This is a genomic window from Pseudomonas sp. R1-43-08 (genome assembly GCF_003852255.1).
Lineage (GTDB): Bacteria > Pseudomonadota > Gammaproteobacteria > Pseudomonadales > Pseudomonadaceae > Aquipseudomonas.
Window position 1 is genome coordinate 419,291 of the sequence record NZ_CP027734.1, and the last position, 21,787, is coordinate 441,077.

At 60.0% G+C, this 21,787-nt stretch carries 19 protein-coding genes; 10 read left to right on the forward strand and 9 right to left on the reverse strand.

The features are described from left to right. Positions 1-19: 19 nt before the first annotated feature. Both C4J87_RS01745 and gpmI read right to left on the reverse strand, forming a co-directional pair. A complete protein-coding gene (locus C4J87_RS01745; protein WP_124365489.1) occupies positions 20-1,315 on the reverse strand; it encodes a murein hydrolase activator EnvC in 1,296 nt (431 codons plus the stop codon). A 258-nt stretch (positions 1,316-1,573) separates the two neighbouring features. Next, entirely contained in the window at positions 1,574-3,100 is a 1,527-nt protein-coding gene (gpmI, locus tag C4J87_RS01750) for a 2,3-bisphosphoglycerate-independent phosphoglycerate mutase (RefSeq protein ID WP_124365490.1), read from the reverse strand. 151 nt (positions 3,101-3,251) lie between these two features. Here gpmI and C4J87_RS01755 point away from each other — a divergent pair, with 151 nt between their 5' ends. Genes C4J87_RS01755 through secB form a run of 3 tightly spaced genes read left to right on the forward strand, consistent with a single transcriptional unit; the run spans position 3,252 to position 4,435 of the window. Further along, positions 3,252-3,665: a rhodanese-like domain-containing protein gene (locus tag C4J87_RS01755; protein ID WP_124360862.1), complete on the forward strand. Its 414-nt coding sequence runs from the start codon at positions 3,252-3,254 to the stop codon at positions 3,663-3,665. 1 nt (position 3,666) lies between these two features. Next, a complete protein-coding gene (gene grxC, locus C4J87_RS01760; protein ID WP_124365491.1) occupies positions 3,667-3,921 on the forward strand; it encodes a glutaredoxin 3 in 255 nt (84 codons plus the stop codon). Positions 3,922-3,955: 34 nt separating this feature from the next. Beyond that, the gene (gene secB / locus C4J87_RS01765) at positions 3,956-4,435 is read left to right on the forward strand and encodes a protein-export chaperone SecB (RefSeq protein WP_012721755.1); all 480 of its coding nucleotides are present in this window, start codon (positions 3,956-3,958) and stop codon (positions 4,433-4,435) included. A 120-nt stretch (positions 4,436-4,555) separates the two neighbouring features. On the opposite strand, the gene C4J87_RS01770 is transcribed toward secB, so the two are convergent. Next, positions 4,556-5,011: a tRNA (cytidine(34)-2'-O)-methyltransferase gene (locus tag C4J87_RS01770; RefSeq protein ID WP_034095446.1), complete on the reverse strand. Its 456-nt coding sequence runs from the start codon at positions 5,009-5,011 to the stop codon at positions 4,556-4,558. Here C4J87_RS01770 and C4J87_RS01775 point away from each other — a divergent pair. Continuing rightward, complete coding sequence (locus tag C4J87_RS01775; protein ID WP_124365492.1) at positions 5,010-5,450, forward strand: hypothetical protein; 441 nt, start codon at positions 5,010-5,012, stop codon at positions 5,448-5,450. The genes C4J87_RS01770 and C4J87_RS01775 overlap by 2 nt on opposite strands. Positions 5,451-5,900: 450 nt before the next feature. Here the strand turns inward: C4J87_RS01775 and ntrC are convergent, their stop codons facing one another. The 4 genes from ntrC to glnA form a co-directional block, all read right to left on the reverse strand. After that, positions 5,901-7,337: a nitrogen regulation protein NR(I) gene (gene ntrC, locus C4J87_RS01785; protein WP_124365493.1), complete on the reverse strand. Its 1,437-nt coding sequence runs from the start codon at positions 7,335-7,337 to the stop codon at positions 5,901-5,903. After that, positions 7,334-8,419, reverse strand: a complete 1,086-nt coding sequence (gene glnL, locus C4J87_RS01790; RefSeq protein WP_005783937.1) for a nitrogen regulation protein NR(II) — start codon at positions 8,417-8,419, stop codon at positions 7,334-7,336. The genes ntrC and glnL overlap by 4 nt, the downstream gene beginning before the upstream one ends. 385 nt (positions 8,420-8,804) lie before the next feature. Continuing rightward, on the reverse strand, positions 8,805-9,341 hold the full coding sequence (locus C4J87_RS01795) for a chorismate mutase (RefSeq protein ID WP_124365494.1): 537 nt from the start codon (positions 9,339-9,341) through the stop codon (positions 8,805-8,807). Positions 9,342-9,523: 182 nt separating this feature from the next. Next, on the reverse strand, positions 9,524-10,930 hold the full coding sequence (gene glnA, locus C4J87_RS01800) for a glutamate--ammonia ligase (RefSeq protein ID WP_124360867.1): 1,407 nt from the start codon (positions 10,928-10,930) through the stop codon (positions 9,524-9,526). 334 nt (positions 10,931-11,264) lie between these two features. Here glnA and thiI point away from each other — a divergent pair, with 334 nt between their 5' ends. Continuing rightward, a complete protein-coding gene (gene thiI, locus C4J87_RS01810) occupies positions 11,265-12,719 on the forward strand; it encodes a tRNA uracil 4-sulfurtransferase ThiI (protein ID WP_124365496.1) in 1,455 nt (484 codons plus the stop codon). A 139-nt stretch (positions 12,720-12,858) separates the two neighbouring features. Further along, entirely contained in the window at positions 12,859-14,679 is a 1,821-nt protein-coding gene (typA, locus tag C4J87_RS01815) for a translational GTPase TypA (protein ID WP_124365497.1), read from the forward strand. Positions 14,680-14,854: 175 nt separating this feature from the next. On the opposite strand, the gene C4J87_RS01825 is transcribed toward typA, so the two are convergent. Continuing rightward, entirely contained in the window at positions 14,855-15,289 is a 435-nt protein-coding gene (locus C4J87_RS01825) for a YkgJ family cysteine cluster protein (protein ID WP_003237464.1), read from the reverse strand. 228 nt (positions 15,290-15,517) lie between these two features. Between C4J87_RS01825 and C4J87_RS01830 the strand changes: the two genes are divergently transcribed. From C4J87_RS01830 to C4J87_RS01845, 4 genes are all read left to right on the forward strand, one after another. Further along, positions 15,518-17,968, forward strand: a complete 2,451-nt coding sequence (locus C4J87_RS01830) for a glycogen/starch/alpha-glucan phosphorylase (protein WP_124365498.1) — start codon at positions 15,518-15,520, stop codon at positions 17,966-17,968. Positions 17,969-18,244: 276 nt separating this feature from the next. Further along, positions 18,245-19,255: a class 1 fructose-bisphosphatase gene (locus C4J87_RS01835; RefSeq protein WP_124365499.1), complete on the forward strand. Its 1,011-nt coding sequence runs from the start codon at positions 18,245-18,247 to the stop codon at positions 19,253-19,255. Between the two features lie 176 nt (positions 19,256-19,431). After that, positions 19,432-19,686 (forward strand): lipoprotein, encoded by a 255-nt coding sequence (locus C4J87_RS01840; RefSeq protein ID WP_033897714.1) that lies wholly within the window; start codon positions 19,432-19,434, stop codon positions 19,684-19,686. Between the two features lie 30 nt (positions 19,687-19,716). Beyond that, positions 19,717-20,286, forward strand: a complete 570-nt coding sequence (locus C4J87_RS01845) for a lipocalin family protein (protein ID WP_124360872.1) — start codon at positions 19,717-19,719, stop codon at positions 20,284-20,286. Positions 20,287-20,380: 94 nt separating this feature from the next. Here C4J87_RS01845 and C4J87_RS01850 read toward each other — a convergent pair whose 3' ends face one another. Continuing rightward, entirely contained in the window at positions 20,381-21,745 is a 1,365-nt protein-coding gene (locus tag C4J87_RS01850) for a formimidoylglutamate deiminase (RefSeq protein WP_124365500.1), read from the reverse strand. Positions 21,746-21,787: the final 42 nt, after the last annotated feature.

The window sequence follows — 21,787 nt, forward strand, 5'->3', positions numbered from 1 at the left end:
TCCTAATGTAGATGCGACCCTATCCTTGGGATCGGCACCATTGTGCGGGATCGCTCGGGCGACCCTGCTGACGAATAGCGAAGTACAGCGCCGGCGTGTCCTGGCCACCACTGTTACCGACAGTGGAGATGGATTCACCGGCTTTTACCACATCACCTGCCGACTTGAGTAACGTCTGATTGTGGCCGTAAAGGCTCAAATAGCCATTACCGTGGTCAAGAATCACCAGCAAACCGGCCCCGCGCAGCCAATCGGCAAACACAACGCGCCCGCCGTGGACGGCGTGGACCTGGCTGCCGGCAGAGGCGCTGATCATCACCCCATCCCACTTGGCGCGGGTGTCGTCGCCACGGGTTTCCCCAAAGCGTGCCAATAGTCGACCATCAACGGGCCATGGAAGTTTTCCGCGAGCTGAAGCAAAAGGCCCGCCGAACGACTCGCCACTGCTGGAAACCAATGGGCCAGGCGCCGCATGTGCCGGCTTGCGTGGGGCCGGCGCATCGGTAGTGGCTGCCAGTTCGGCCTCACGCTGGCGCTTTTTTTCGGCTTCCTGCTGCGCGATCAACGCCTTTTGCCGCGCTTCTTCGGCCTCGCGCGCCTGGCGCGCCAGGGTTTCTTCGATAGTCTTGAGCACTTTGGCCAAATCGGCCTGGTCTTGCTCGCGCGCTTGCAGCTTGGCGTCGCGGGCTTTCACGTCGTCGTTGAGCTTGGCCAGGGCTTGCTGGCGTTCCTTGCGGACTTTATCGAGCTCGTTGCGCTGGGTGTCGAGTGCGGTTTTCTGGTCGAGCAGCTGTGCCTGCTGGTCATTGATCTCCTGCTCGACATTGGCCAACTGGCGCAGGGTTTCGTTGAAGCTCTTCAATTGCGCCAGGCGTGCCTGGCTCACGTAATCGTAATAGGTGAGGGTGCGGGCGAATTTTTCCGGGTTCTGCTGGTTGAGCAGCAGCTTGAGGTATTCCTGGCGGCCGCTCTGGTAGGCGGCGCGGGCCTGGATCGCGATCAGGCGTTGCTGCTCAACGCGTGCGCTCTGGAGTTTTTTTTTCTCAGCGTCGAGTCGCTCCAGTTCCGACTCGCTCTTCTTTAATTCTTTTTGCAGCTCCTGGACCTGCTTCTCCAGCTTGCCCATTTCGGTTTCCGTGCCGCGCAGGTCTTTCTGCACGCCGGATTTCTCTTCCTGGAGCTTGCCGAGCAGTTTTTTCAGCTCGGTAATGTCCTGACGCGTAGCGTCCAACTGTTGTTGGGTTTGTGCACGCTCATCGGCAAACGCCGGTTGGAGCAGGCAGACAAGAGCGAGGGTAATCAAGGCGCGAAGCATAGAGGCGGGCGACACCAGGGGAAAGGGACGGCCTAGTATGCCCGCCAAGCGCTGCAAAAAAAACGCCCAATTGGGGCTGGCGGGCAAGATAGGTGCCGAGTGGTGGTGGTATGGCAAAAAGATATCTTTCAAACGTGCGAGATCCAATGTGGGAGGGGGCTTGCTCCCGATTGCGGTAGCTCAGTCACATAAGTGTCGACTGGCACACCGCTATCGGGAGCAAGCCCCCTCCCACATTGTTATGCGTTGCTGTTTAGATCAGACCAAGATCGAAGTCCCGGTCATCTCTTTTGGCTTCTCCAGCCCCATCAACATCAGCATGGTCGGCGCCACATCCGCCAGTACGCCACCGTTGCGCACTGTGAAATCGCGCTTGCCGACGTAGATGAATGGCACCGGTTCGGTGGTGTGGGCCGTGTGGGCCTGGCCGGTGGATTCATCGGACATCTGCTCGCAGTTGCCGTGGTCCGCCGTGATCAGCGCTTCGCCACCGACCTTGTCCAGGGCATCGACAATGCGACCGACGCACAGGTCCAGGCATTCCACGGCCTTGACCGCCGCTTCCAGGTTGCCGCTGTGACCGACCATGTCGCCGTTGGCATAGTTGACCACGATCACGTCGTAACGCTGGTGCTCGATGGCGTCGACGATCTTGTCGGTGACTTCCGGCGCACTCATTTCTGGCTGCAGGTCGTAGGTGGCGACTTTGGGCGAGGGGATCAGGATGCGCTCTTCGCCGGGGAACGGTTCTTCACGCCCGCCGGAGAAGAAGAAGGTCACGTGGGCATATTTTTCGGTTTCGGCGATGCGCAGTTGGGTCTTGCCGTTTTTTGCCAGGTAGTCGCCCAGCACGTTTTCCAGGCTGCCCGGAGCGAATGCCGAGGGGGCCGGGATATTGGCAGCGTATTGGGTCAGCATGACGAACTCGACGTTCGGCTGGCGCACGCGCTCGAAGTCTTTGAAGCCGTCGTCGACAAACACATGGCTCAGCTCACGGGCACGGTCGGCGCGGAAGTTCATGAACACCATGGCGTCGCCGTCTTCGACCTTCACCGGCTCGCCGATGGTGGTGGCCTTGACGAATTCATCGCTCTCGCCACGCGCGTAGGCGGCTTCCAGGCCTTGCTGGGCGGTAGCGGCGTTGAATTCGGCCTGGCCGTCGACGATCAGGTTGTAGGCTTGGGCCACGCGGTCCCAGCGGTTGTCGCGGTCCATGGCGAAGTAGCGGCCCACGATGCTGGCGATACGGCCCTTGCCCAGGGCGGCGAAGGTAGTGTCGAGCAGTTCGATGGACGACTGCGCGCTTTTCGGCGGGGTATCGCGGCCATCGAGGAAGGCGTGCAGGTAGATTTTGTCGGCGCCGCGCTTGAAGGCCAGCTCGGCCATGGCCACCAGGTGGTCCTGATGGCTGTGCACGCCGCCATCGGACAACAGGCCCATGAAGTGCACGGCCTTGCCGGCGGCGACGGCTTTATCCACCGCAGCGCAGATGGTTGGGTTCTCGAAGAACTCGCCATCGCGGATCGCTTTGGTCACACGGGTGAAGTCCTGATAGACCACTCGTCCGGCGCCGAGATTCATGTGGCCGACTTCCGAGTTGCCCATTTGACCGTCCGGCAGGCCCACGTCCATGCCGGAACCGGAGATCAGGCCGTTGGGTACGGTGGCGGTGAGGCGGTCCAGCACGGGCTTGTTCGCTGCGTACACAGCGTTGTCGTGGTGGCTTTCACTGTGTCCGAAGCCATCGAGAATTATCAGGACCAAAGGTTTAGGCGTGGTAGTCATAGATCCTCTCGCGGCGGTAATAAAGGAAGACAATGGAAAAGGGAGTGGCAGTTTAAAGCGAAGTTCCAACCGCGTCACCGCTTTACGGGGGTTGGCCGCCCCTGGCGGCTGTGTATACTTACCGCCATTTTAACGCCCTGGAACCTCCTTGATGGTTGATCACCTGATTGCATTTGCCACTGCCCACTATCTGCTCGTGGGTGCCTTCGTCATCCTGCTGGCGCTGCTGATCGCTCACGAATTGAGCCGTGGTGGCCGCAGCCTGAGCACGTCGGAGCTGACCGCGCTGGTCAACAAGGATGAAGCGGTTGTCGTGGATATCCGCCCGGCCAAGGATTTCGCCGCCGGCCATATCGTCGGCGCCCTGAACATTCCCCAGGACAAGCTGATGGCGCGCCTGGGCGAGCTGGAAAAGCACAAGGCCAAGACCATCATCCTGGTCGACGCCCAGGGCCAGCATTCGGGTACTCACGCGCGTGAAATGCTCAAGGCCGGCTTCACCGCCGCCAAACTGTCCGGCGGTATCGGCAGCTGGAAGGCCGATAACCTGCCGCTGGTGAAGTGATATGAGCCAGGTTGTCGTGTATTCCAGCGATTATTGCCCTTATTGCGTGCGAGCCAAGGCTTTGCTGGGTAAGAAGGGCGTTGCCTTCGAAGAGATCAAAGTCGATGGCAAGCCCCAGGTGCGCGCCGAAATGGCCCAGAAGGCAGGGCGCACGTCGGTCCCGCAGATCTGGATCGGCACCCGGCACATCGGTGGCTGCGACGACCTGTTTGCCCTTGAGCGCGCCGGTAAACTTGATGCGCTGCTGTCCGCCTAACCCCTAAAAGCCCCAAGATAGAGAAGGATCTGCGATGACTGATCAACAGAACACCGAAGCAGCAGAAGCCCAAGGCCCACAGTTTTCGCTGCAGCGCATCTATGTGCGTGACCTGTCGTTCGAAGCACCGAAAAGCCCGGCCATCTTCCGCCAGGAGTGGACCCCAAGCGTTGCGTTGGACCTGAACACCCGTCAAAAAGCCCTGGAAGGTGACTTCCACGAAGTCGTGTTGACCCTGTCGGTCACCGTCAAGAACGGCGAAGAAGTGGCCTTCATCGCTGAAGTGCAGCAGGCCGGTATCTTCCTGATCCAGGGCCTGGACGAAGCGTCCATGAGCCACACCCTGGGCGCGTTCTGCCCGAATATCCTGTTCCCGTACGCCCGTGAGACCCTGGACAGCCTGGTCACCCGTGGCTCGTTCCCGGCGCTGATGCTGGCACCGGTGAACTTCGATGCCCTGTACGCTCAAGAGCTGCAGCGCATGCAACAAGAAGGTTCGTCGACGGTTCAATAAGTCGATGCGGTAAAAAATGTGGGAGGGGGCTTGCCCCCGATGGCGGTGGGTCAGCTACAGATATGCTGGCTGAAATACCGCTATCGGGGGCAAGCCCCCTCCCACATTTGCTATGCGGTGTTACTTGAAGCCGAGTTGCCGCCAGCCTTCATAGACCGCCACGGCGACGGTGTTCGACAGGTTCAGGCTGCGGCAGCCTTCGCGCATCGGCAAGCGCAGGCGATGGCCGTCGGGCAGGGCGTCGAGTACGTCGGCCGGCAGGCCCCGGCTCTCGGGGCCGAACAGAAACGCGTCACCCTCGGCGAAGCTGGCATCATGAAACGGCCGCGAGCCCTTGGTGGTGAACGCGAACAAGCGCGGGTGGCCCAGGCTTTCCAGGCAGCTTGCCAGGTCGGCGTGGCGCTTGAGGGTAGCGTACTCGTGGTAATCCAGCCCGGCGCGGCGCAGGCGTTTGTCGTCCATGTCGAAGCCCAGCGGCTCGATCAAATGCAGGTGGCAGCCACTGTTGGCGCACAGCCTGATAACGTTGCCGGTATTCGGCGGAATTTCTGGTTGAAAAAGGATGACGTGAAACATGCACGGCTCCGAAGGTAAAGATGCGCTGCATTCTACCCCCGAAGACGACCCGAGGCCGAAGCTATTGCCGCGGGTGCTCGGCTCACTGGCGATTGTCGGCTTGATGATTGGCTTGATGATCGGTCGCTTGACCACTGCCGACCCGGTCGAGCTGCAACAGGTGGAACCTGCGGCGGACGGTTTGGTGGTGTGGTTCAACAGCGAACCCAAGCTGCATGGCGAGCATATCGACGGCACCGTGGCGCTGCTGTTCGACGCACAGGGCAAGGCCGCCAGTGGGCAACTCAAGGTCAATGACAAGGACGTGAACTGGCGCGTCCGCAAGACCGACAGCGGCGTGCTGCTGAACCTGGTGGCGGCTCGACCATTACGCGGGGAGTGGAAGGGCGAAGAGGTCGATGACCGCTGGCGGCTGGAGATCCATCTCCACGAGCAATAAAAGAGGGAGTTCCCGGCCTGCCTGTACCAGGGCTCCCAAAACGGGGTGAAGCCTAGGGCTTCGGTGTTAAAGAGGGGATTCTCGGCCTGCCTGTACCAAGGTCCCCGAAACTGGGTAGTACAAGAGTTATTGCAGGGGGCGTGCCAGAGTTTGCAAATTGCCTCGTAAAAACTTGCAAGAAAGCGCAAAGCCCCGGAATTCGGGGCTTTGGTGGTTTGAGCTTTGGAGAGTTTTTCAGTCGTAGCAATCTTTCGGGTGCCGGCTCCATGCCCGATGCCGGTTCATGGTGCATTGAATCGGTGCATGACTATGAGCCTTGTGAAGATCCAAATGTGGGAGGGGGCTTGCTCCCGATAGCGGTAGATCAGACACAGATGTTGTGACTGAACCACTGCTATCGGGAGCAAGCCCCCTCCCACATTGGATCTTCGGTGGATCAGAGGGCGGTGATCATGCCTCGTCACCGTCGTCGTCATCCCCGCCGTCGACCTTCATCCCCAACTCCTTGATCTTGCGCGTCAGGGTATTACGCCCCCAACCCAGCAGCACGGCGGCATCGCGACGGCGGCCAGCGGTGTGCTTGAGCGCGGTCTCGATCATGATCCGCTCGAACGCCGGCACGGCGCTGTCCAGCAGGTTCGACTGGCCGCGTGCCAGGGCCTGGTCGGCCCATTGGCGCAGTGCCTGTTCCCAGTTGGTGACCGGTGCCGAATCCTGCGGCAGGCTCAGCAGTTCCGGCGGCAGGTCGCTGATGTGCACTTCGCGCCCGGAGGCCATCACCGTGATCCAGCGGCAGGTGTTCTCCAGCTGGCGTACGTTGCCGGGCCATGGCAGGTTCTTCAGGTATTCCTCGGTCTCGCTCTTGAGCAGCTTCGGCTCGACGGCCAGCTCCTGGGCGGCGCGGCTGAGGAAGTGACGGGCGAGGGTGGGGATGTCTTCGCGGCGGTCCGACATGCGCGGGATGTGGATGCGGATCACGTTGAGGCGATGGAACAAGTCCTCGCGGAATTTGCCGGCGTGGACCAGGGTTTCCAGGTTCTGGTGGGTCGCCGCGATGATGCGTACATCGACCTTGACCGGCGTATGCCCGCCGACGCGATAGAACTCGCCATCGGCCAGCACCCGCAGCAGGCGGGTCTGGGTATCGGCGGGCATGTCGCCGATTTCATCGAGGAACAGGGTGCCGCCGTCCGCTTGCTCAAAGCGCCCGCGCCGCAGGTTGGCCGCGCCGGTGAACGCGCCTTTTTCATGGCCGAACAGCTCGGACTCCATCAAGTCTTTCGGGATAGCCGCCATATTCAACGCGATGAACGGCGAGGCTGCCCGAGGGCTGTGGCGATGCAGGGCGTGGGCGACCAGCTCTTTACCGGTACCCGACTCGCCGTTGATCAGCACGGTGATGTTGGAGTGGCTCAAGCGCCCGATGGCGCGAAACACTTCCTGCATCGCCGGCGCTTCGCCGATGATTTCCGGCGTGCGCGTCAGGGCCGGCGGGGCTTCCTGGTTCTGCTGTTCCTGGGCGTGCTGGTTGGCGCGCTTGACCAGCGCCACCGCCTCATCCACATCGAACGGCTTGGGCAGGTATTCGAAGGCGCCGCCCTGATACGACGCGACAGCGCTGTCCAGGTCCGAGTGCGCCGTCATGATGATCACCGGCAGGCGCGGGTGCTGTTCGCGAATCCGCGCCAGCAGGTCCAGGCCGCTGGCGCCGGGCATGCGAATATCGGAGATGATCACATCCGGCTGCTGGCGAGCCAGGCGGCTCATCACACCGTCGGCGCTGTCGAAGCTCTGGGTGGTCATGCCTTCCTGTTGCAAGGCTTTCTCCAGGACCCAGCGGATAGAACGGTCGTCATCGACGATCCAGACAGTTTCACTACGGCTCATGTCGTGGGGGCTCCTTGTTCCAATGGCAGGAAGATCGAGAACGTGGTGTGGCCGGGATGGCTCTCACATTCGATCAGGCCCTGATGCTGGCTGATGATGTTCTGGGTAATGGCCAGGCCCAGCCCGGTACCGTCCGGGCGGCCACTGACCATGGGGAAGAAGATGGTTTCCTGCAATTCCGCAGGAATGCCCGGGCCGTTGTCGATGATTTCGACCTTGGTCACCAGGCGATGGCGCACATGGCCGATGGTGAACTGGCGCAGGGCGCGGGTGCGCAGGCTGATGCGGCCCAGGCGCAGCTCGTTCTGGCTGCTGATGGCCTGCATGGCGTTGCGCACGATGTTGAGCACCGCTTGGATCATCTGCTCGCGGTCGATCAAGACATCGGGGATGCTGGGGTCATAGTCGCGCACCAGGGTGATGCAGCCCTGGCTTTCGGCCTCGACCAGTTGGCAGACGCGCTCCAGCACTTCGTGCACGTTGGTCATCGCCAGCGACGGCAGCTTGTTGGAGCCGAGCATGCGGTCCACCAGGTTGCGCAGGCGGTCGGCCTCTTCGATGATGACGTTGGTGTAGTCCTTGAGATGCTCCTCCGGCAGCTCGCGGGCCAGCAACTGCGCCGCGCCACGAATGCCGCCCAGCGGGTTCTTGATCTCGTGGGCCAGGCCGCGCACCAGCATCTTGCTGGTTTCCTGCTTGGACAGCTGCGCCTCCTCCTTGGTGATGCGCAGCAGGCGGTCGCGGGGGTGCACTTCGAGCAGCAGCAGCGTCGCGCCATTGCTCAGGATCGGCGTCACCGCGTAGTCGACAGTCAGCGTCTGCCCGGTCAGGGCGGTGAGCATCGCTTCGCGCTTGGTGAACGGGTGTGCCTGCTCCACGGCCTGGCGCAACGAGCTCAAGGCCTCGGCCGACTCGGTGAACAATTCGCTGATGAACTGCCCATGGCTGCGCTGGCCGCTGATGGCCAGGAGCATCTCCGCCGCCGGGTTCATGTACTCAAGGCGCAGGTCGGCATTGAGCAGGATGGTCGCGGTGGTCAGGTTGTCGAGTAGCAAACGGTGCAGTGCATCACTGATGGTCATCAGGACCTCTTTTGGAGCAAGGCGCAGGCTTGAGGCACACGCTGATACAAGGAAAATGCAAAAACCAAACCAAGGCTCCGAAAAGAAGCGTTAAAGCCCTGAAATAAGGGGTTCAGGCGCGAAACTGTGGCGCTCTGCCAGCTTGTTCGGGAAGAATCGAACCAAAATGGGCTGGGTCGCTGGGATGGGTGCAACCTATCGCACCAATATAGTGCGGTTTGTAAAGGTTGTTCAGGGAGCTGCCAGAGACGGTCCTGAATACATGCAAATCAAATGTGGGAGGGGGCTTGCCCCCGATGACGGAGTGTCAGTCGACATCTACATGCCTGATACACCGCTATCGGGAGCAAGCCCCCTCCCACAGTTTTGATTGGGTTTGCACGAGTTAACCTTTGTAAACGCACAGCTCCGCGGTGGCGCGGATCATCGCCAATTGGCGCAGCGGATCATTCAGCGGCTCATGCACCGCCTCGGCAAGCCATTGCGGGCATTGAGGGTCTGTGCGCAGGGGCGTGAAGTCGGCCAACTGCTGCAGCAGGCGTTTTTGCAGCTCATCCAATCGCGGGCGAATCTGCTTGACCAGGTCCGGACGCGGATCGTCGGGGGCCTTGCCCTGGAATTGCCAGTCGGACAAGTGGGTGTACTGCACCAGTTTGTTTGCCTCGATCTGCGCCGAGAAAAATTGCTCGGCGGCGGCGGGGTCCAGTTTGTAGCTCGGTGCTTGGGCGACGACGCTGGCGATCACTTCCTGCTCGCGCTTTTTATCTTCCACGGGTTTATGGCTGTCCCATTTGCTCAAGGCTACCTGGTCGGCTATTTCCAGGCGCTCGGCGATGCTGTTGAGCAGCGGCTCGAGGGTAGGCGGTGCGGCGCAAGCGCCGGCACTGACGAACATCAAGGCAAATACGAATCGAGATTTCAAAGGCGATCCCCTGTAGGAGCGAGCTTGCTCGCGAAGGTCGTTAACGATAGCGCGTAAATGTTGAAGAAATGAGGTGTCTTTGCGTTTTTCGCGAGCAAGCTCGCTCCTACAAAAATTGCGCAAAAAAAGACCTCCCGAAGGAGGCCTTTTGCCATCACGCTAAGTCAAGCAGCGCTACCGGATCAGCAGCTGTAGTACAGCTCGTATTCCAGTGGGTGTACGAAGGTACGAACCTTGATTTCTTCTTCGCTTTTCAGCTCGATGTAGGCATCGATGAAGTCGTCGCTGAATACGCCGCCTTTGGTCAGGAACGCACGGCCCTTGTCCAGTTCTTCCAGGGCTTCTTTCAGGCTGCCGCACACTTGTGGAATCTCTTTGGCCTCTTCAGGCGGCAGGTCGTACAAGTTTTTGTCGGCGGCGTCGCCAGGGTGGATCTTGTTCTGGATGCCGTCCAGGCCAGCCATGACCAGGGCTGCGAAAGCCAGGTATGGGTTGGCCGCCGGGTCCGGGAAGCGGGCTTCGATACGACGAGCGCGCGGGCTGGACACGTAAGGGATACGGATAGAGGCGGAACGGTTACGGGCCGAGTAGGCCAGCATCACCGGCGCTTCGAAGCCTGGGACCAGACGCTTGTAGGAGTTGGTCGACGGGTTGGTGAAGCCGTTCAGGGCCTTACCGTGCTTGATGATACCGCCGATGAAGTACAGGGCGGTGTCGGACAGGCCGGCATAACCTTCGCCGGCGAAGGTGTTCTTGCCTTCTTTGGCGATGGACAAGTGAACGTGCATACCCGAACCGTTATCGCCGTACAGCGGCTTAGGCATGAAGGTAGCGGTACGGCCGTAGGCATCAGCCACGTTGTGTACGCAGTACTTCAGGGTCTGGACTTCGTCAGCCTTGGCGACCAGGGTGTTGAACTTCACACCGATTTCGTTCTGGCCGGCAGTCGCCACTTCGTGGTGGTGAACTTCGATGACCAGGCCCATTTCTTCCATGGCGTTGCACATGGAGGTACGGATTTCGTGGTCGTGGTCGAACGGCGGAACAGGGAAGTAGCCACCTTTGATGCCTGGACGGTGGCCTTTGTTGCCGCCTTCCACGTCCTGGTCGGACATCCACGAGCCTTGTTCGGAGTAGATCTTGAACATGGAGCCGGAGATGTCGGACTTGAACTTGACCGAATCGAAGATGAAGAATTCTGGCTCCGGGCCTACGAATACGGTGTCGCCGATACCGGTCGACTTCAGGTATTCCTCGGCACGCTTGGCGATCGCACGTGGGTCGCGGTCGTAGCCTTGCATGGTCGAAGGCTCGATCACGTCGCAGACGATGATCAGGGTTGGGTCTTCGGTGAACGGGTCGAGGACGGCAGTGCTGTCGTCCGGCATCAGGATCATGTCGGAGGCTTCGATGCCTTTCCAGCCAGCGATGGAGGAACCGTCGAACATCTTGCCTTCTTCGAAGAAAGCATCATCCAGCGCGTCGCGAGCCGGCATGGTCACGTGGTGCTGAGTACCTTTGGTGTCCGTGAAGCGCAGATCAATCCATTTAACGTCATGATCTTTGATGAGTTGAACCGACTTCGACATGGTGTCCTCCGGGTGGCTTCGGGCTAGGGTAGTGGAGTTAGCCCTTAGAATTTGGGTGATGCCGGCGCGGATACTCCGCCAAGGCAACCTGCCTCACAAGAGAGCAAATTGCATGCCAGTGCGCCAACATGGTCTTTTTACGTCAAAATGGCCCCTATAACGGTGCAATCGGCCAAAGCACGGCAAATAGCGCACTGCAATGTAGCGTTAATGGGCGCAAATGACCCGTTTTGGTGCGCAGCGAATGTGCTGCATATTAACTGGTTAAACCTTGAGCGATTTCCGCTATAATCCGCGCCCCCCTTTTTCAGCAGGCCCGGCGCGCGCTGTTTCCATGAAATTAATCGTTAAAGTCTTCCCCGAGATCACCATCAAGAGCCGACCGGTACGGACGCGTTTCATCCGTCAATTGGCCAAGAACATCCGTGCCGTGCTCCGTGACCTGGACCCGGCTGTGGTGGTGAATGGCGTGTGGGACAATCTCGAGCTGGAAACCCGCCTGACCGACGCCAAAGCCTTGAAGGACATGACCGAACGCCTGAGCTGCATGCCGGGTATCGCGCATTTCCTGCAGGTGGATGAGTACCCGCTGGGCGACTTCGACGACATTACCGAGAAGTGCAAACAGCACTTCGGTGACGCGCTGGCCGGCAAGATTTTTTCGGTGCGCTGCAAGCGTGCCGGCAAGCATCCGTTCAGCTCCATGGATGTGGAAAAATATGTCGGCAGCAAGCTGCGTCGCGAGTGCGGCGCCGCCGGAATTTCCCTGAAAACGCCGCAAATTGAAGTGCGCATGGAAATTCGCGACAAACGGTTGTTCGTGATCCACAGCCAGCACAACAGCATCGGCGGCTACCCGCTGGGCGCCCTGGAACAGACCCTGGTATTGATGTCCGGCGGTTTCGATTCCACCGTGGCGGCCTACCAGATCATGCGTCGCGGCCTGATGAGCCACTTCTGCTTCTTCAACCTGGGCGGGCGTGCACACGAATTGGGCGTGATGGAAGTTGCACACTTTATCTGGAAGAAGTACGGCAGCTCCCAACGCGTGCTATTTGTGAGCGTACCGTTCGAGGAAGTGCTGGGCGAAATTCTCGGCAAAGTCGATAACGGTCATATGGGCGTCGTATTGAAGCGTATGATGTTGCGCGCGGCGTCGCGGATTGCCGATCGCTTGCAGATCGACGCGCTGGTGACCGGTGAAGCGATCTCCCAGGTCTCCAGCCAGACGCTGCCAAACCTGTCGATCATCGATTGCGTCACCGAGAAACTGGTGTTGCGCCCGCTGATCGCCAGCCACAAGCAGGACATCATCGATCAGGCAGAGCAGATCGGCACCGCCGATTTTGCCAAGCATATGCCTGAGTATTGCGGGGTCATCTCGGTGAACCCCAAGACCCACGCCAAGCGCAACCGCGTGGAGTATGAAGAACAACAGTTCGACATGGCGATTCTGGAGCGAGCGCTCGAGAACGCCAAACTGGTCCCGATCGATCGCGTCATCGACGAGCTGGGCCAGGATGTGCAGATCGAAGAAGTCAGCGAAGCCCTGGCCGGCCAGATCATCATCGACATCCGTCACCCGGATGCCGCCGAAGATGAGCCGCTGGAAATTCCTGGCATCGACGTACAAACGCTGCCGTTTTATGCATTGAACGCGCGTTTCAAGGAACTGGATGACAGCCGTCAGTACCTGCTGTATTGCGACAAAGGCGTGATGAGTCGCCTGCATGCCCACCATTTGCTCAGTGAGGGGCATGCCAATGTGCGCGTTTATCGACCGAGCTAAGAGCCCGGGGCTGTTTGCCTGTGGCCTGCGTCACCGGCCCCCCGACTCTGCCGTCAAGCTGTAACGGCAAGGCCTGACTCTACTGTAAATCGCTGCCACGACCTGTCAGCACACCGAATCCTCTGATCGAGATACACAAGTGATCGAAAATCTACGTAACATCGCCATCATTGCTCACGTTGACCATGGTAAAACCACCCTGGTAGACAAACTCTTGCGTCAATCCGGCACCCTGGAGCGCAACGAGCTCAACGACGAGCGCGTGATGGACTCCAACGACCAGGAAAAAGAGCGCGGTATTACCATCCTGGCAAAAAACACCGCAATCAACTGGAACGGCTACCACATCAACATCGTGGACACCCCGGGCCACGCCGACTTCGGCGGCGAAGTAGAACGCGTAATGTCGATGGTTGACTCCGTTCTGCTGCTGGTTGACGCTCAAGACGGCCCTATGCCGCAAACCCGTTTCGTGACCAAGAAGGCCTTCGAAGCCGGCCTGCGTCCGATCGTGTGCATCAACAAGGTTGACCGTCCAGGCGCGCGTCCGGACTGGGTTCTGGACCAGATCTTCGACCTGTTCGACAACCTGGGTGCCACCGAAGAGCAGCTTGATTTCCAAGTGATCTACGCCTCGGCCCTGAACGGTATTGCCGGTCTGGAACACACCGCCATGGCGGAAGACATGACCCCGCTGTACCAGGCCATCGTTGACCACGTTCCACCACCGAAGGTTGACCGTGAAGGCCCGTTCCAGATGCAAATCTCGGCACTGGACTACAACAGCTTCCTGGGTGTTATCGGCGTTGGCCGTATCGCCCGTGGCAGCGTCAAGCCGAACACCCCGGTTGTCGCGATCGGCGCGGATGGCAAGAAGCGTAACGGCCGTATCCTGAAGCTGATGGGCCACCACGGCCTGCACCGTATCGACGTCGAAGAAGCCTTCGCTGGCGACATCGTGTGCGTCAGCGGCATGGACTCGCTGTTCATCTCCGACACCCTGTGCCAGCCGGACACCGTCGAGGCGATGAAGCCTCTGACCGTTGACGAGCCAACCGTTTCCATGACCTTCCAGGTCAACGACTCGCCGTTCTGCGGTAAAGAAGGCAAGTTCGTGACCTCCCGTAACATCAAGGAGCGTCTGGACAAAGAGCTGCTGTACAACGTTGCTCTGCGCGTTGAAGAAGGCGACTCGGCCGACAAGTTCAAGGTCTCCGGCCGTGGTGAGCTGCACCTCTCGGTACTGATCGAAACCATGCGTCGCGAAGGCTTCGAAATGGGTGTTGGTCGTCCGGAAGTGATCATCCGTACCGTTGACGGCGTGAAGCAGGAACCGTTCGAAAACGTCACCATCGACACCCCGGAAGAATCCCAGGGCAAGGTGATGGAAGAGATGGGCCTGCGTAAGGGCGACCTGACCAACATGGTGCCGGATGGCAAAGGCCGTGTGCGTCTGGAATACAACATCCCTGCTCGCGGTCTGATCGGTTTCCGTAACCAGTTCCTGACCCTGACCAACGGTGCTGGCATCCTGACCTCGATCTTCGATCGCTACGACACCATGAAGTCCGGCGACATGTCCGGCCGTCAGAACGGTGTTCTGGTATCGGTAGAAACCGGCAAGGCGCTGACCTACTCCCTGGAAACCCTCCAGGCGCGTGGCAAGCTGTTCGTTGAACACGGTCAAGAGATCTACAACGGCCAGATCGTTGGTCTGAACAGCCGTGACAACGACATGGGCGTCAACCCAACCAAAGGCAAGAAGCTCGACAACATGCGTGCTTCGGGTAAAGACGAAACCATCGCTCTGGTTCCACCGGTGAAGTTCACCCTGGAACAGGCCCTGGAATTCATCCAGGACGACGAGCTGTGTGAAGTCACGCCTAAGTCGATCCGCCTGCGTAAGAAGATCCTGGACGAAGGCGAGCGCACCCGCGCTGCCAAGAAAGCCAAGAACTGAGTTAACTCAGGCTGAATAAAAACGCCCCCGGTCGAAAGGCCGGGGGCGTTTTTTTATGTCTGATCGTTCCCACGCTCTGCGTGGGAATGCCTCTGGGGACGCTCTGCGTCCCGCCTTTAAGAGCGGACGCGGAGCGTCCAGGGCTGCGTTCCCACGCGGAGCGTGGGAACGATCATCAGAACTTGTCGAGTGTCTTGAAATTAGTCTCGCGCACCACTTCCTTGGGCTTGTACGCGCAATACCCCGGCCGCGGCCCGATTTTCGGGTGGTTGCGGCAGGTATCCGGGCGCTTGTCATAAATAGTGCAAAAGCGCGTCTTACGATCCAGGTACAGGCAGTCGTTGTTGCTCATGCGCTGCAAGGTAAAAATTTCGGATTTGGAATTGAAGCGCTCGACGATGCCTTCCTTCTGCAACCGCTTGGCGATGTTCTTCGGCGGGTCGCCGCGCTCGAACTCATCGACGATGCCGATGCGGATCAGGTCCTTGATCTTCACTTCGACCGGCAGCGTGCAGCAGCTGGACACGCAGCCACCGCACATGTGGGCGGAATATTTCTGCCAGGTCTCGAGACGGTCGAGTTCCGCGGCGGCGATCAGTTGAGGCTTCATCAGGGTTCCAAAAGGTGGGGCTGTATCCGGGCGCGCGATCATACCGGGATTGGTGGTTTTTTGAACAACCTTTTCAGAGTTTCTGCGCGAACGGCGATCAGGCACGACCTCTGCATCAAATTCATGCAATGCGCAATGAGTTAAAAAACTGACGAACCAGAGCGTCCACCGTCTGTCAGACCGTCTAGGCTCTAGCAACTCCTTCTATCTCGCCCGAGGTCGCAATTGATGTCTCAGGAACCACTTGCACGAGAAGCAGAGGTAGCCGCATTTCGCGATGCTGTCTTGACCAAACTCACCTACGCGGTGGGCAAGGACCCGGATCACGCCTTCGACCACGACTGGTTCGAAGCCATTGCCCTGGCCGCCCGCGACCAGATGGTCGACCACTGGATGGACCATACGCGGCGCATATACCGCAAAGGCCAGAAACGGGTCTATTACCTTTCCCTGGAATTTCTTATCGGTCGCCTGCTCTATGACAGCCTGAGCAATCTCGGCGTGCTCGAGATCGCACGCGACGCGCTGTCCGAGCTGGGTGTGGACCTTGAGCGCATCCGCTTGCTGGAGCCCGACGCGGCGCTTGGCAACGGTGGCCTGGGGCGCTTGGCCGCCTGCTTTATGGAAAGCATGTCGACACTGGGCATTGCCGGCCACGGCTATGGCATTCGCTATGAACACGGCTTGTTCCGCCAGGCGATTGTCGATGGCTGGCAACAGGAACAGACCGAACGCTGGCTGGATTTCGGCAACCCGTGGGAGTTCGAGCGGGCCGAGGTGATTTACCCGATCGGCTTTGGCGGCAGCGTCGAAACCCTGCCGGACGCCTCCGGCAAGCTGATCCAGGTGTGGACGCCCAGCGAAACAGTACGTGCCGTTGCCTACGACACCCCGGTGGTCGGCTGGCGTGGTGCCAGCGTCAACACCCTGCGCCTGTGGCGAGCCCGTGCGGTGGAAGACCTGCACCTGGAGCGCTTCAACGCCGGTGACCACTTGGGCGCCGTGGCCGAGGTGGCCCGCGCCGAAAGCATTTCCCGGGTGCTCTACCCGGCCGACAGCACCGAAGCGGGGCAGGAACTGCGTCTGCGCCAGGAATACTTCTTCGTTTCCGCCTCGTTGCAAGACTTGCTGCGCCGCCACAAGAACATGCACGGCTCGGTGCTGAGCCTGGGCGAACACGCCGCCATCCAGCTCAACGATACCCACCCGTCCATCGCCGTGGCCGAGTTGATGCGCCAGTTGGTCGACCTGCACGACATTCCGTGGGAAGCGGCGTGGGACGTCACCGTCGAAACGCTTTCCTACACCAACCACACCTTGCTGCCCGAGGCATTGGAAACCTGGCCGGTCGGTTTGATGGAGCGCATGCTGCCCCGGCATATGCAGATCATCTACCTGATCAACGCCCAGCATATCGACTCTCTGCGCGCCAAGGGCATTCACGACTTCGACGTGCTGCGCGCCGTGTCGTTGATTGAAGAAGACAACGGTCGCCGTGTGCGCATGGGCAACCTGGCGTTCCTCGGTTCCCACAGTGTCAACGGCGTGTCCGGCCTGCACACCCAGTTGATGCGCAGCACGGTGTTTTCCGAACTGCATAAGCTCTACCCTGAGCGCATCAACAACAAAACCAACGGCATCACCTTCCGCCGCTGGCTGTACCAGGCCAACCCGAAGCTCACCGATATGCTGGTGCAAGCCCTGGGCCCTGACATTCTCGACAACATGGAAACCCGCCTGGGCGAGCTGGAAACCTTCGCCGAGAAACAGACCTTCCGCAAAGCCTTCGCCGACCAACGCCTGCACAGCAAGCGGGCGCTGGCCGAGATCATCCATGAGCGCCTGGGTATTTCGGTGAACCCGGCGGCGATGTTCGACGTGCAGGTCAAACGGATCCACGAGTACAAGCGCCAGTTGCTCAACCTGCTGCACACCGTGGCGCTGTATCAGGCGATCCGGGCCGAGCCGGAGGTCGACTGGGTGCCGCGGGTGAAAATCTTCGCCGGCAAGGCGGCGGCGAGTTATCACCAGGCCAAGCTGATCATCAAGCTGACCAACGATATCGCGCGCACCGTCAACAACGACCCGACCGTACGCGGCCTGCTCAAGGTGGTGTTCCTGCCCAACTACAACGTCAGCCTGGCGGAAAGCATCATCCCAGCGGCGGATTTGTCGGAGCAGATTTCTACCGCCGGTTTCGAGGCGTCGGGCACCAGTAACATGAAGTTCGGCCTCAACGGTGCGCTGACCATCGGCACCATGGACGGCGCCAACGTGGAGATGCACGAGCGGGTGGGCGCCGAGCACATGTTCATCTTCGGCCTCAGTGCCCAGCAGGTCGAAGGCCGCAAGCACACCGGTGAGTTCAACGCCGGGCCGGAAATCGCCGCCTCCCATCGCTTGAGCGATGTGCTGCAGGCGATCCGTGGCGGGGTGTTCTCGCCGGATGATCCGGGCCGGTATGTGGGTTTGATCGACGGGCTGATCGACTACGACCGCTTCCTGGTGTGTGCCGACTTCGACTCCTACTGGGACGCCCAGACGCGGGTCGAGGCGCACTGGCATGACTCCAAGGCCTGGTGGCGCTCGGCGGTGCTCAATACGGCGCGGATGGGCTGGTTCAGCTCGGACCGTACCATTCGCGAATACGCCACCGAGATCTGGAAAGCCCTCGACTAAACACCGCAGTAAAAAAATGTGGGAGGGGGCTTGCTCCCGATAGCGGTCTATCAGTTAACAGCTATGTCGACTGGCATACCGCTATCGGGAACAAGTCGAATCGTCGCACCGCCCCTCCCACATGGGGTCCGCGTCGATATACCAGGCGCCATGTTGCGCAAACCGCAGGACCAGCCGTGAACTCTATTGGCGTTAAATCCTCTGATTAGAGGAAATCAGCCCCGACTCGCGTTAAACTGCGCGGGTTTTTAAGCCCCCCATTCTCCGGAGCCGTCCATGTCCCGCGTTACCTTGAGTCGCTATTTGATCGAGCAGACCCGCAGCAACAACACGCCTGCCGATCTGCGCTTCCTTATCGAAGTGGTGGCGCGTGCTTGCAAGGAGATCAGCCACGCCGTGTCCAAAGGCGCACTGGGTGGTGTCCTGGGCAGCATGGGCACTGAAAACGTGCAGGGCGAAGTGCAGAAAAAGCTCGACGTTATCTCCAACGAAATCCTGCTCGAAGCCAACGAATGGGGCGGTCACCTGGCCGGCATGGCCTCCGAGGAAATGGACAATGCCTACCAGATTCCGGGCAAATACCCCAAAGGCGCGTACCTGTTGGTATTCGACCCACTGGACGGTTCGTCCAACATCGACATCAACGCGCCGGTCGGCACCATCTTCTCGGTACTGCGTTGCCCGAACGAATACCTGAGCCAGAACGAAGCCCTGAACGAAAAGGCCTTCCTGCAGCCGGGCACCGAGCAGGTCGCCGCCGGTTACGCCATCTACGGCCCACAGACCATGCTGGTGCTGACCCTGGGCGACGGCGTCAAGGGCTTCACCCTGGACCGCGAAATGGGCAGCTTCGTGCTCACCCACGAAGACATCTCCATTCCAGCCTCCACCCAGGAATTTGCGATCAACATGTCCAACCAGCGTCACTGGGAAGAACCGGTGAAGCGCTACGTCAACGAGTTGATGGAAGGCGAGGAAGGCCCGCTGAAGAAAAACTTCAACATGCGCTGGGTCGCGGCCATGGTTGCCGATGTGCACCGCATCCTGACCCGTGGTGGCTTGTTCATGTACCCACGTGACGACCGCGAGCCGTCCAAGCCGGGCAAGCTGCGCCTGATGTACGAAGCCAACCCGATGTCGTTCCTGGTGGAGCAGGCGGGCGGGGCGTCCACTGACGGCCACCAGCGCATCCTCGACATCCAGCCCGAAGGCCTGCACCAGCGTGTGGCGGTGTTCCTGGGTTCCAAGGAAGAAGTTGAGCGTGTGACGGCGTATCACAAGAAGTAAGCTGCTGCGATAGGTTATCCGCCGTGTTGTGAGGCGGATCACCGTTAAAGAAGCCCCGAAACGTTTCAGCGTTTTCGGGGCTTTTTTGTTTTCGCTCGTCGGGAACCAGACACCTCTTTTCCCTTCTAAGCTTCTGGCAGATACCCCAGCTGCTTTGTCTCTCCAGGAGCTTTTCCATGTCTTTACGCCGTCTCGCCCTGCTGGCTTTTTGCGTGCTGTTAGCCGCCTGCAGCAAGGTCAATCAAGAAAACTACCAGAAACTGTCGGCCGGCATGGCCAAGGCCGAGGTAGAGTCGTTGCTGGGCAAGCCGACCGATTGTTCCGGCGCACTGGGCATGTCCAGCTGCACCTGGGGCGATAAAAACAGCTTTATCAGCGTGCAGTACGCCGGTGACAAAGTTCTGATGTTTTCCGGGCAAGGCCTGAAGTAAACCGGGGCGCGAGCCTGCGGGAGAAGAAGAATGATGCGTTTTGTTGTGTTCCTTTGCGCCAGCCTGTTTTTGGCGGGCTGCGCCAGCCATTCTGGCGATGATCTGCAACCCAAGACCGCGAGCAACGTCAACCTCAAGCGTTACCAGGGCACCTGGTATGAGTTGGCTCGCTTGCCGATGTACTTCCAGCGCAACTGCGCGCAATCCGAAGCCCGCTACACCTTGTTGCCGGATGGCGACATGTCGGTGTTCAATCGCTGCCTGACGCCTGAGTGGAAATGGCAGGAAGCCAAAGGCACGGCCACGCCGCAAGTGCCGGGCAAGACCGACAAGCTCTGGGTAGAATTCGATAACTGGTTTACGTCGTTGTTGCCGGGCGTTGCCAAGGGCGATTACTGGGTGCTGTATGTCAGCGATGACTACAAGACCGCCATCGTCGGCAGCCCGAGCCGGCGTTACATGTGGATTTTGTCGCGTACGCCAACGGTAAGCGCCGATACACGTGAAGACCTCTTGAGCAGGGCACGACAGCAGGGGTATGACACCACGCGTTTGATCTGGCGCACGTCCGACAAGCAGATGGCGAAAACCTCGCAGTAAAAATGTGGGAGGGGACTTGCCCCCGATAGCAGTGTGTCAATCAGCGCATCTGATACTGATACATCGCCATCGGGAGCAAGCCCCTCCCACATTTTTAACCGAGTAAGTTTCTCAGGACCTGAGTGAATGCCCGGCTGCTTTCTTCCTCGCCGGCATGATGCCCATCCCGCACCACCCACTGGCCGTTGACCAGCACATCCCGCACTTGTCGATCACCGCCAGCGAACAGCCAGCGATTCAGAATGCCGTCCCCTGTCGCTGTCGCCAGGTAAGGGTCGTTGCCGTCCAGCACGATCCAATCGGCGCGCTTGCCCACCTCCAATCCACCAATCGGCTGGCCCAATGCCTGGGCGCCGCCGTCCAATGCGGCATCGAACAGCGTGCGCCCGACCATCGGCTGGTCATTGCGATACAAGCGATTGCGCCGTTGATCGCGCAGGCGCTGGCCGTATTCCAACCAGCGCAGTTCTTCCACCACGCTCAGCGACACATGGCTGTCGGACCCGATGCCCATGCGCCCGCCCTGGGCCAGAAAATCCACCGCCGGAAAAATCCCGTCGCCCAGGTTGGCTTCGGTGGTCAGGCACAAACCGGCAATCGCCCGGCTCCTGGCCATGCGCGCGACTTCGTCGGCATCGGCGTGAGTGGCGTGCACCAGGCACCAGCGCTCGTCGACGTCCACGTTGTCGTACAGCCACTGCAACGGGCGTTTGCCGCTCCAGGCCAGGCAGTCGTCGACTTCTTTTTGCTGTTCGGCAATGTGGATGTGCACCGGGCACACCTGATCACTGGCGGCCAGCACGTCCTTGATCTGCTCGGGCGTGACCGCACGCAGGGAGTGGAAACACAGGCCCAGTTGCTGCGCAGGTTGCGCGGCGAGCATCGGCTGCAAGCGCGACTGCAGATCCAGATAGTTGTCGGTGCTGTTGATAAACCGGCGCTGGCCGTCGTTGGGCGCCTGGCCACCGAACCCCGAATGCGTATAAAGCACCGGCACCAGCGTCAAGCCGATGCCACTGCTGGCGGCGGCCTGGCTGATCTGGCGCGACAGCTCTGTGCGGTCGGCATAGGGCTGGCCACTGACATCGTGGTGCACATAGTGAAACTCGGCCACCGAGGTGTAGCCGGCCTTGAGCATCTCGATGTACAGCTGGCGCGCGATGACCTGCAACTGCTCCGGGTTGATCTTGCCGACCATGCGGTACATCAGGTCACGCCAGGTCCAGAAGCTGTCGTTCGGATTACCCGCCACTTCCGCCAACCCCGCCATGGCGCGCTGGAAAGCGTGGGAATGCAGGTTGGGCATGCCGGCCAATACCGGACCTCTTAGCCGTTCGGCGCCCACCGCGCTGGCATTGGCCTCAACCTGTGTCAGCACTCCATCGGCGCTGACTTCAAGACGTACATCATTGGCCCAGCCATCAGGCAGCAGCGCGCGTTCGGCAAAGAAAGCGGACATGATCAAGGCACCCCGGTCGTGTGTTTATTTGTATATACATAT

What these genes read in the sequence shown, in the direction of transcription:
- C4J87_RS01745 (WP_124365489.1), bottom strand. Translation starts at nt 1,315, where the DNA reads ATGCTTCGCGCCTTGATTACCCTCGCTCTTGTCTGCCTGCTCCAACCG.
- gpmI (WP_124365490.1), bottom strand. Translation starts at nt 3,100, where the DNA reads ATGACTACCACGCCTAAACCTTTGGTCCTGATAATTCTCGATGGCTTC.
- C4J87_RS01755 (WP_124360862.1), top strand. Translation starts at nt 3,252, where the DNA reads ATGGTTGATCACCTGATTGCATTTGCCACTGCCCACTATCTGCTCGTG.
- grxC (WP_124365491.1), top strand. Translation starts at nt 3,667, where the DNA reads ATGAGCCAGGTTGTCGTGTATTCCAGCGATTATTGCCCTTATTGCGTG.
- secB (WP_012721755.1), top strand. Translation starts at nt 3,956, where the DNA reads ATGACTGATCAACAGAACACCGAAGCAGCAGAAGCCCAAGGCCCACAG.
- C4J87_RS01775 (WP_124365492.1), top strand. Translation starts at nt 5,010, where the DNA reads ATGCACGGCTCCGAAGGTAAAGATGCGCTGCATTCTACCCCCGAAGAC.
- C4J87_RS01770 (WP_034095446.1), bottom strand. Translation starts at nt 5,011, where the DNA reads ATGTTTCACGTCATCCTTTTTCAACCAGAAATTCCGCCGAATACCGGC.
- ntrC (WP_124365493.1), bottom strand. Translation starts at nt 7,337, where the DNA reads ATGAGCCGTAGTGAAACTGTCTGGATCGTCGATGACGACCGTTCTATC.
- glnL (WP_005783937.1), bottom strand. Translation starts at nt 8,419, where the DNA reads ATGACCATCAGTGATGCACTGCACCGTTTGCTACTCGACAACCTGACC.
- glnA (WP_124360867.1), bottom strand. Translation starts at nt 10,930, where the DNA reads ATGTCGAAGTCGGTTCAACTCATCAAAGATCATGACGTTAAATGGATT.
- thiI (WP_124365496.1), top strand. Translation starts at nt 11,265, where the DNA reads ATGAAATTAATCGTTAAAGTCTTCCCCGAGATCACCATCAAGAGCCGA.
- C4J87_RS01825 (WP_003237464.1), bottom strand. Translation starts at nt 15,289, where the DNA reads ATGAAGCCTCAACTGATCGCCGCCGCGGAACTCGACCGTCTCGAGACC.
- C4J87_RS01830 (WP_124365498.1), top strand. Translation starts at nt 15,518, where the DNA reads ATGTCTCAGGAACCACTTGCACGAGAAGCAGAGGTAGCCGCATTTCGC.
- C4J87_RS01835 (WP_124365499.1), top strand. Translation starts at nt 18,245, where the DNA reads ATGTCCCGCGTTACCTTGAGTCGCTATTTGATCGAGCAGACCCGCAGC.
- C4J87_RS01840 (WP_033897714.1), top strand. Translation starts at nt 19,432, where the DNA reads ATGTCTTTACGCCGTCTCGCCCTGCTGGCTTTTTGCGTGCTGTTAGCC.
- C4J87_RS01845 (WP_124360872.1), top strand. Translation starts at nt 19,717, where the DNA reads ATGATGCGTTTTGTTGTGTTCCTTTGCGCCAGCCTGTTTTTGGCGGGC.
- C4J87_RS01850 (WP_124365500.1), bottom strand. Translation starts at nt 21,745, where the DNA reads ATGTCCGCTTTCTTTGCCGAACGCGCGCTGCTGCCTGATGGCTGGGCC.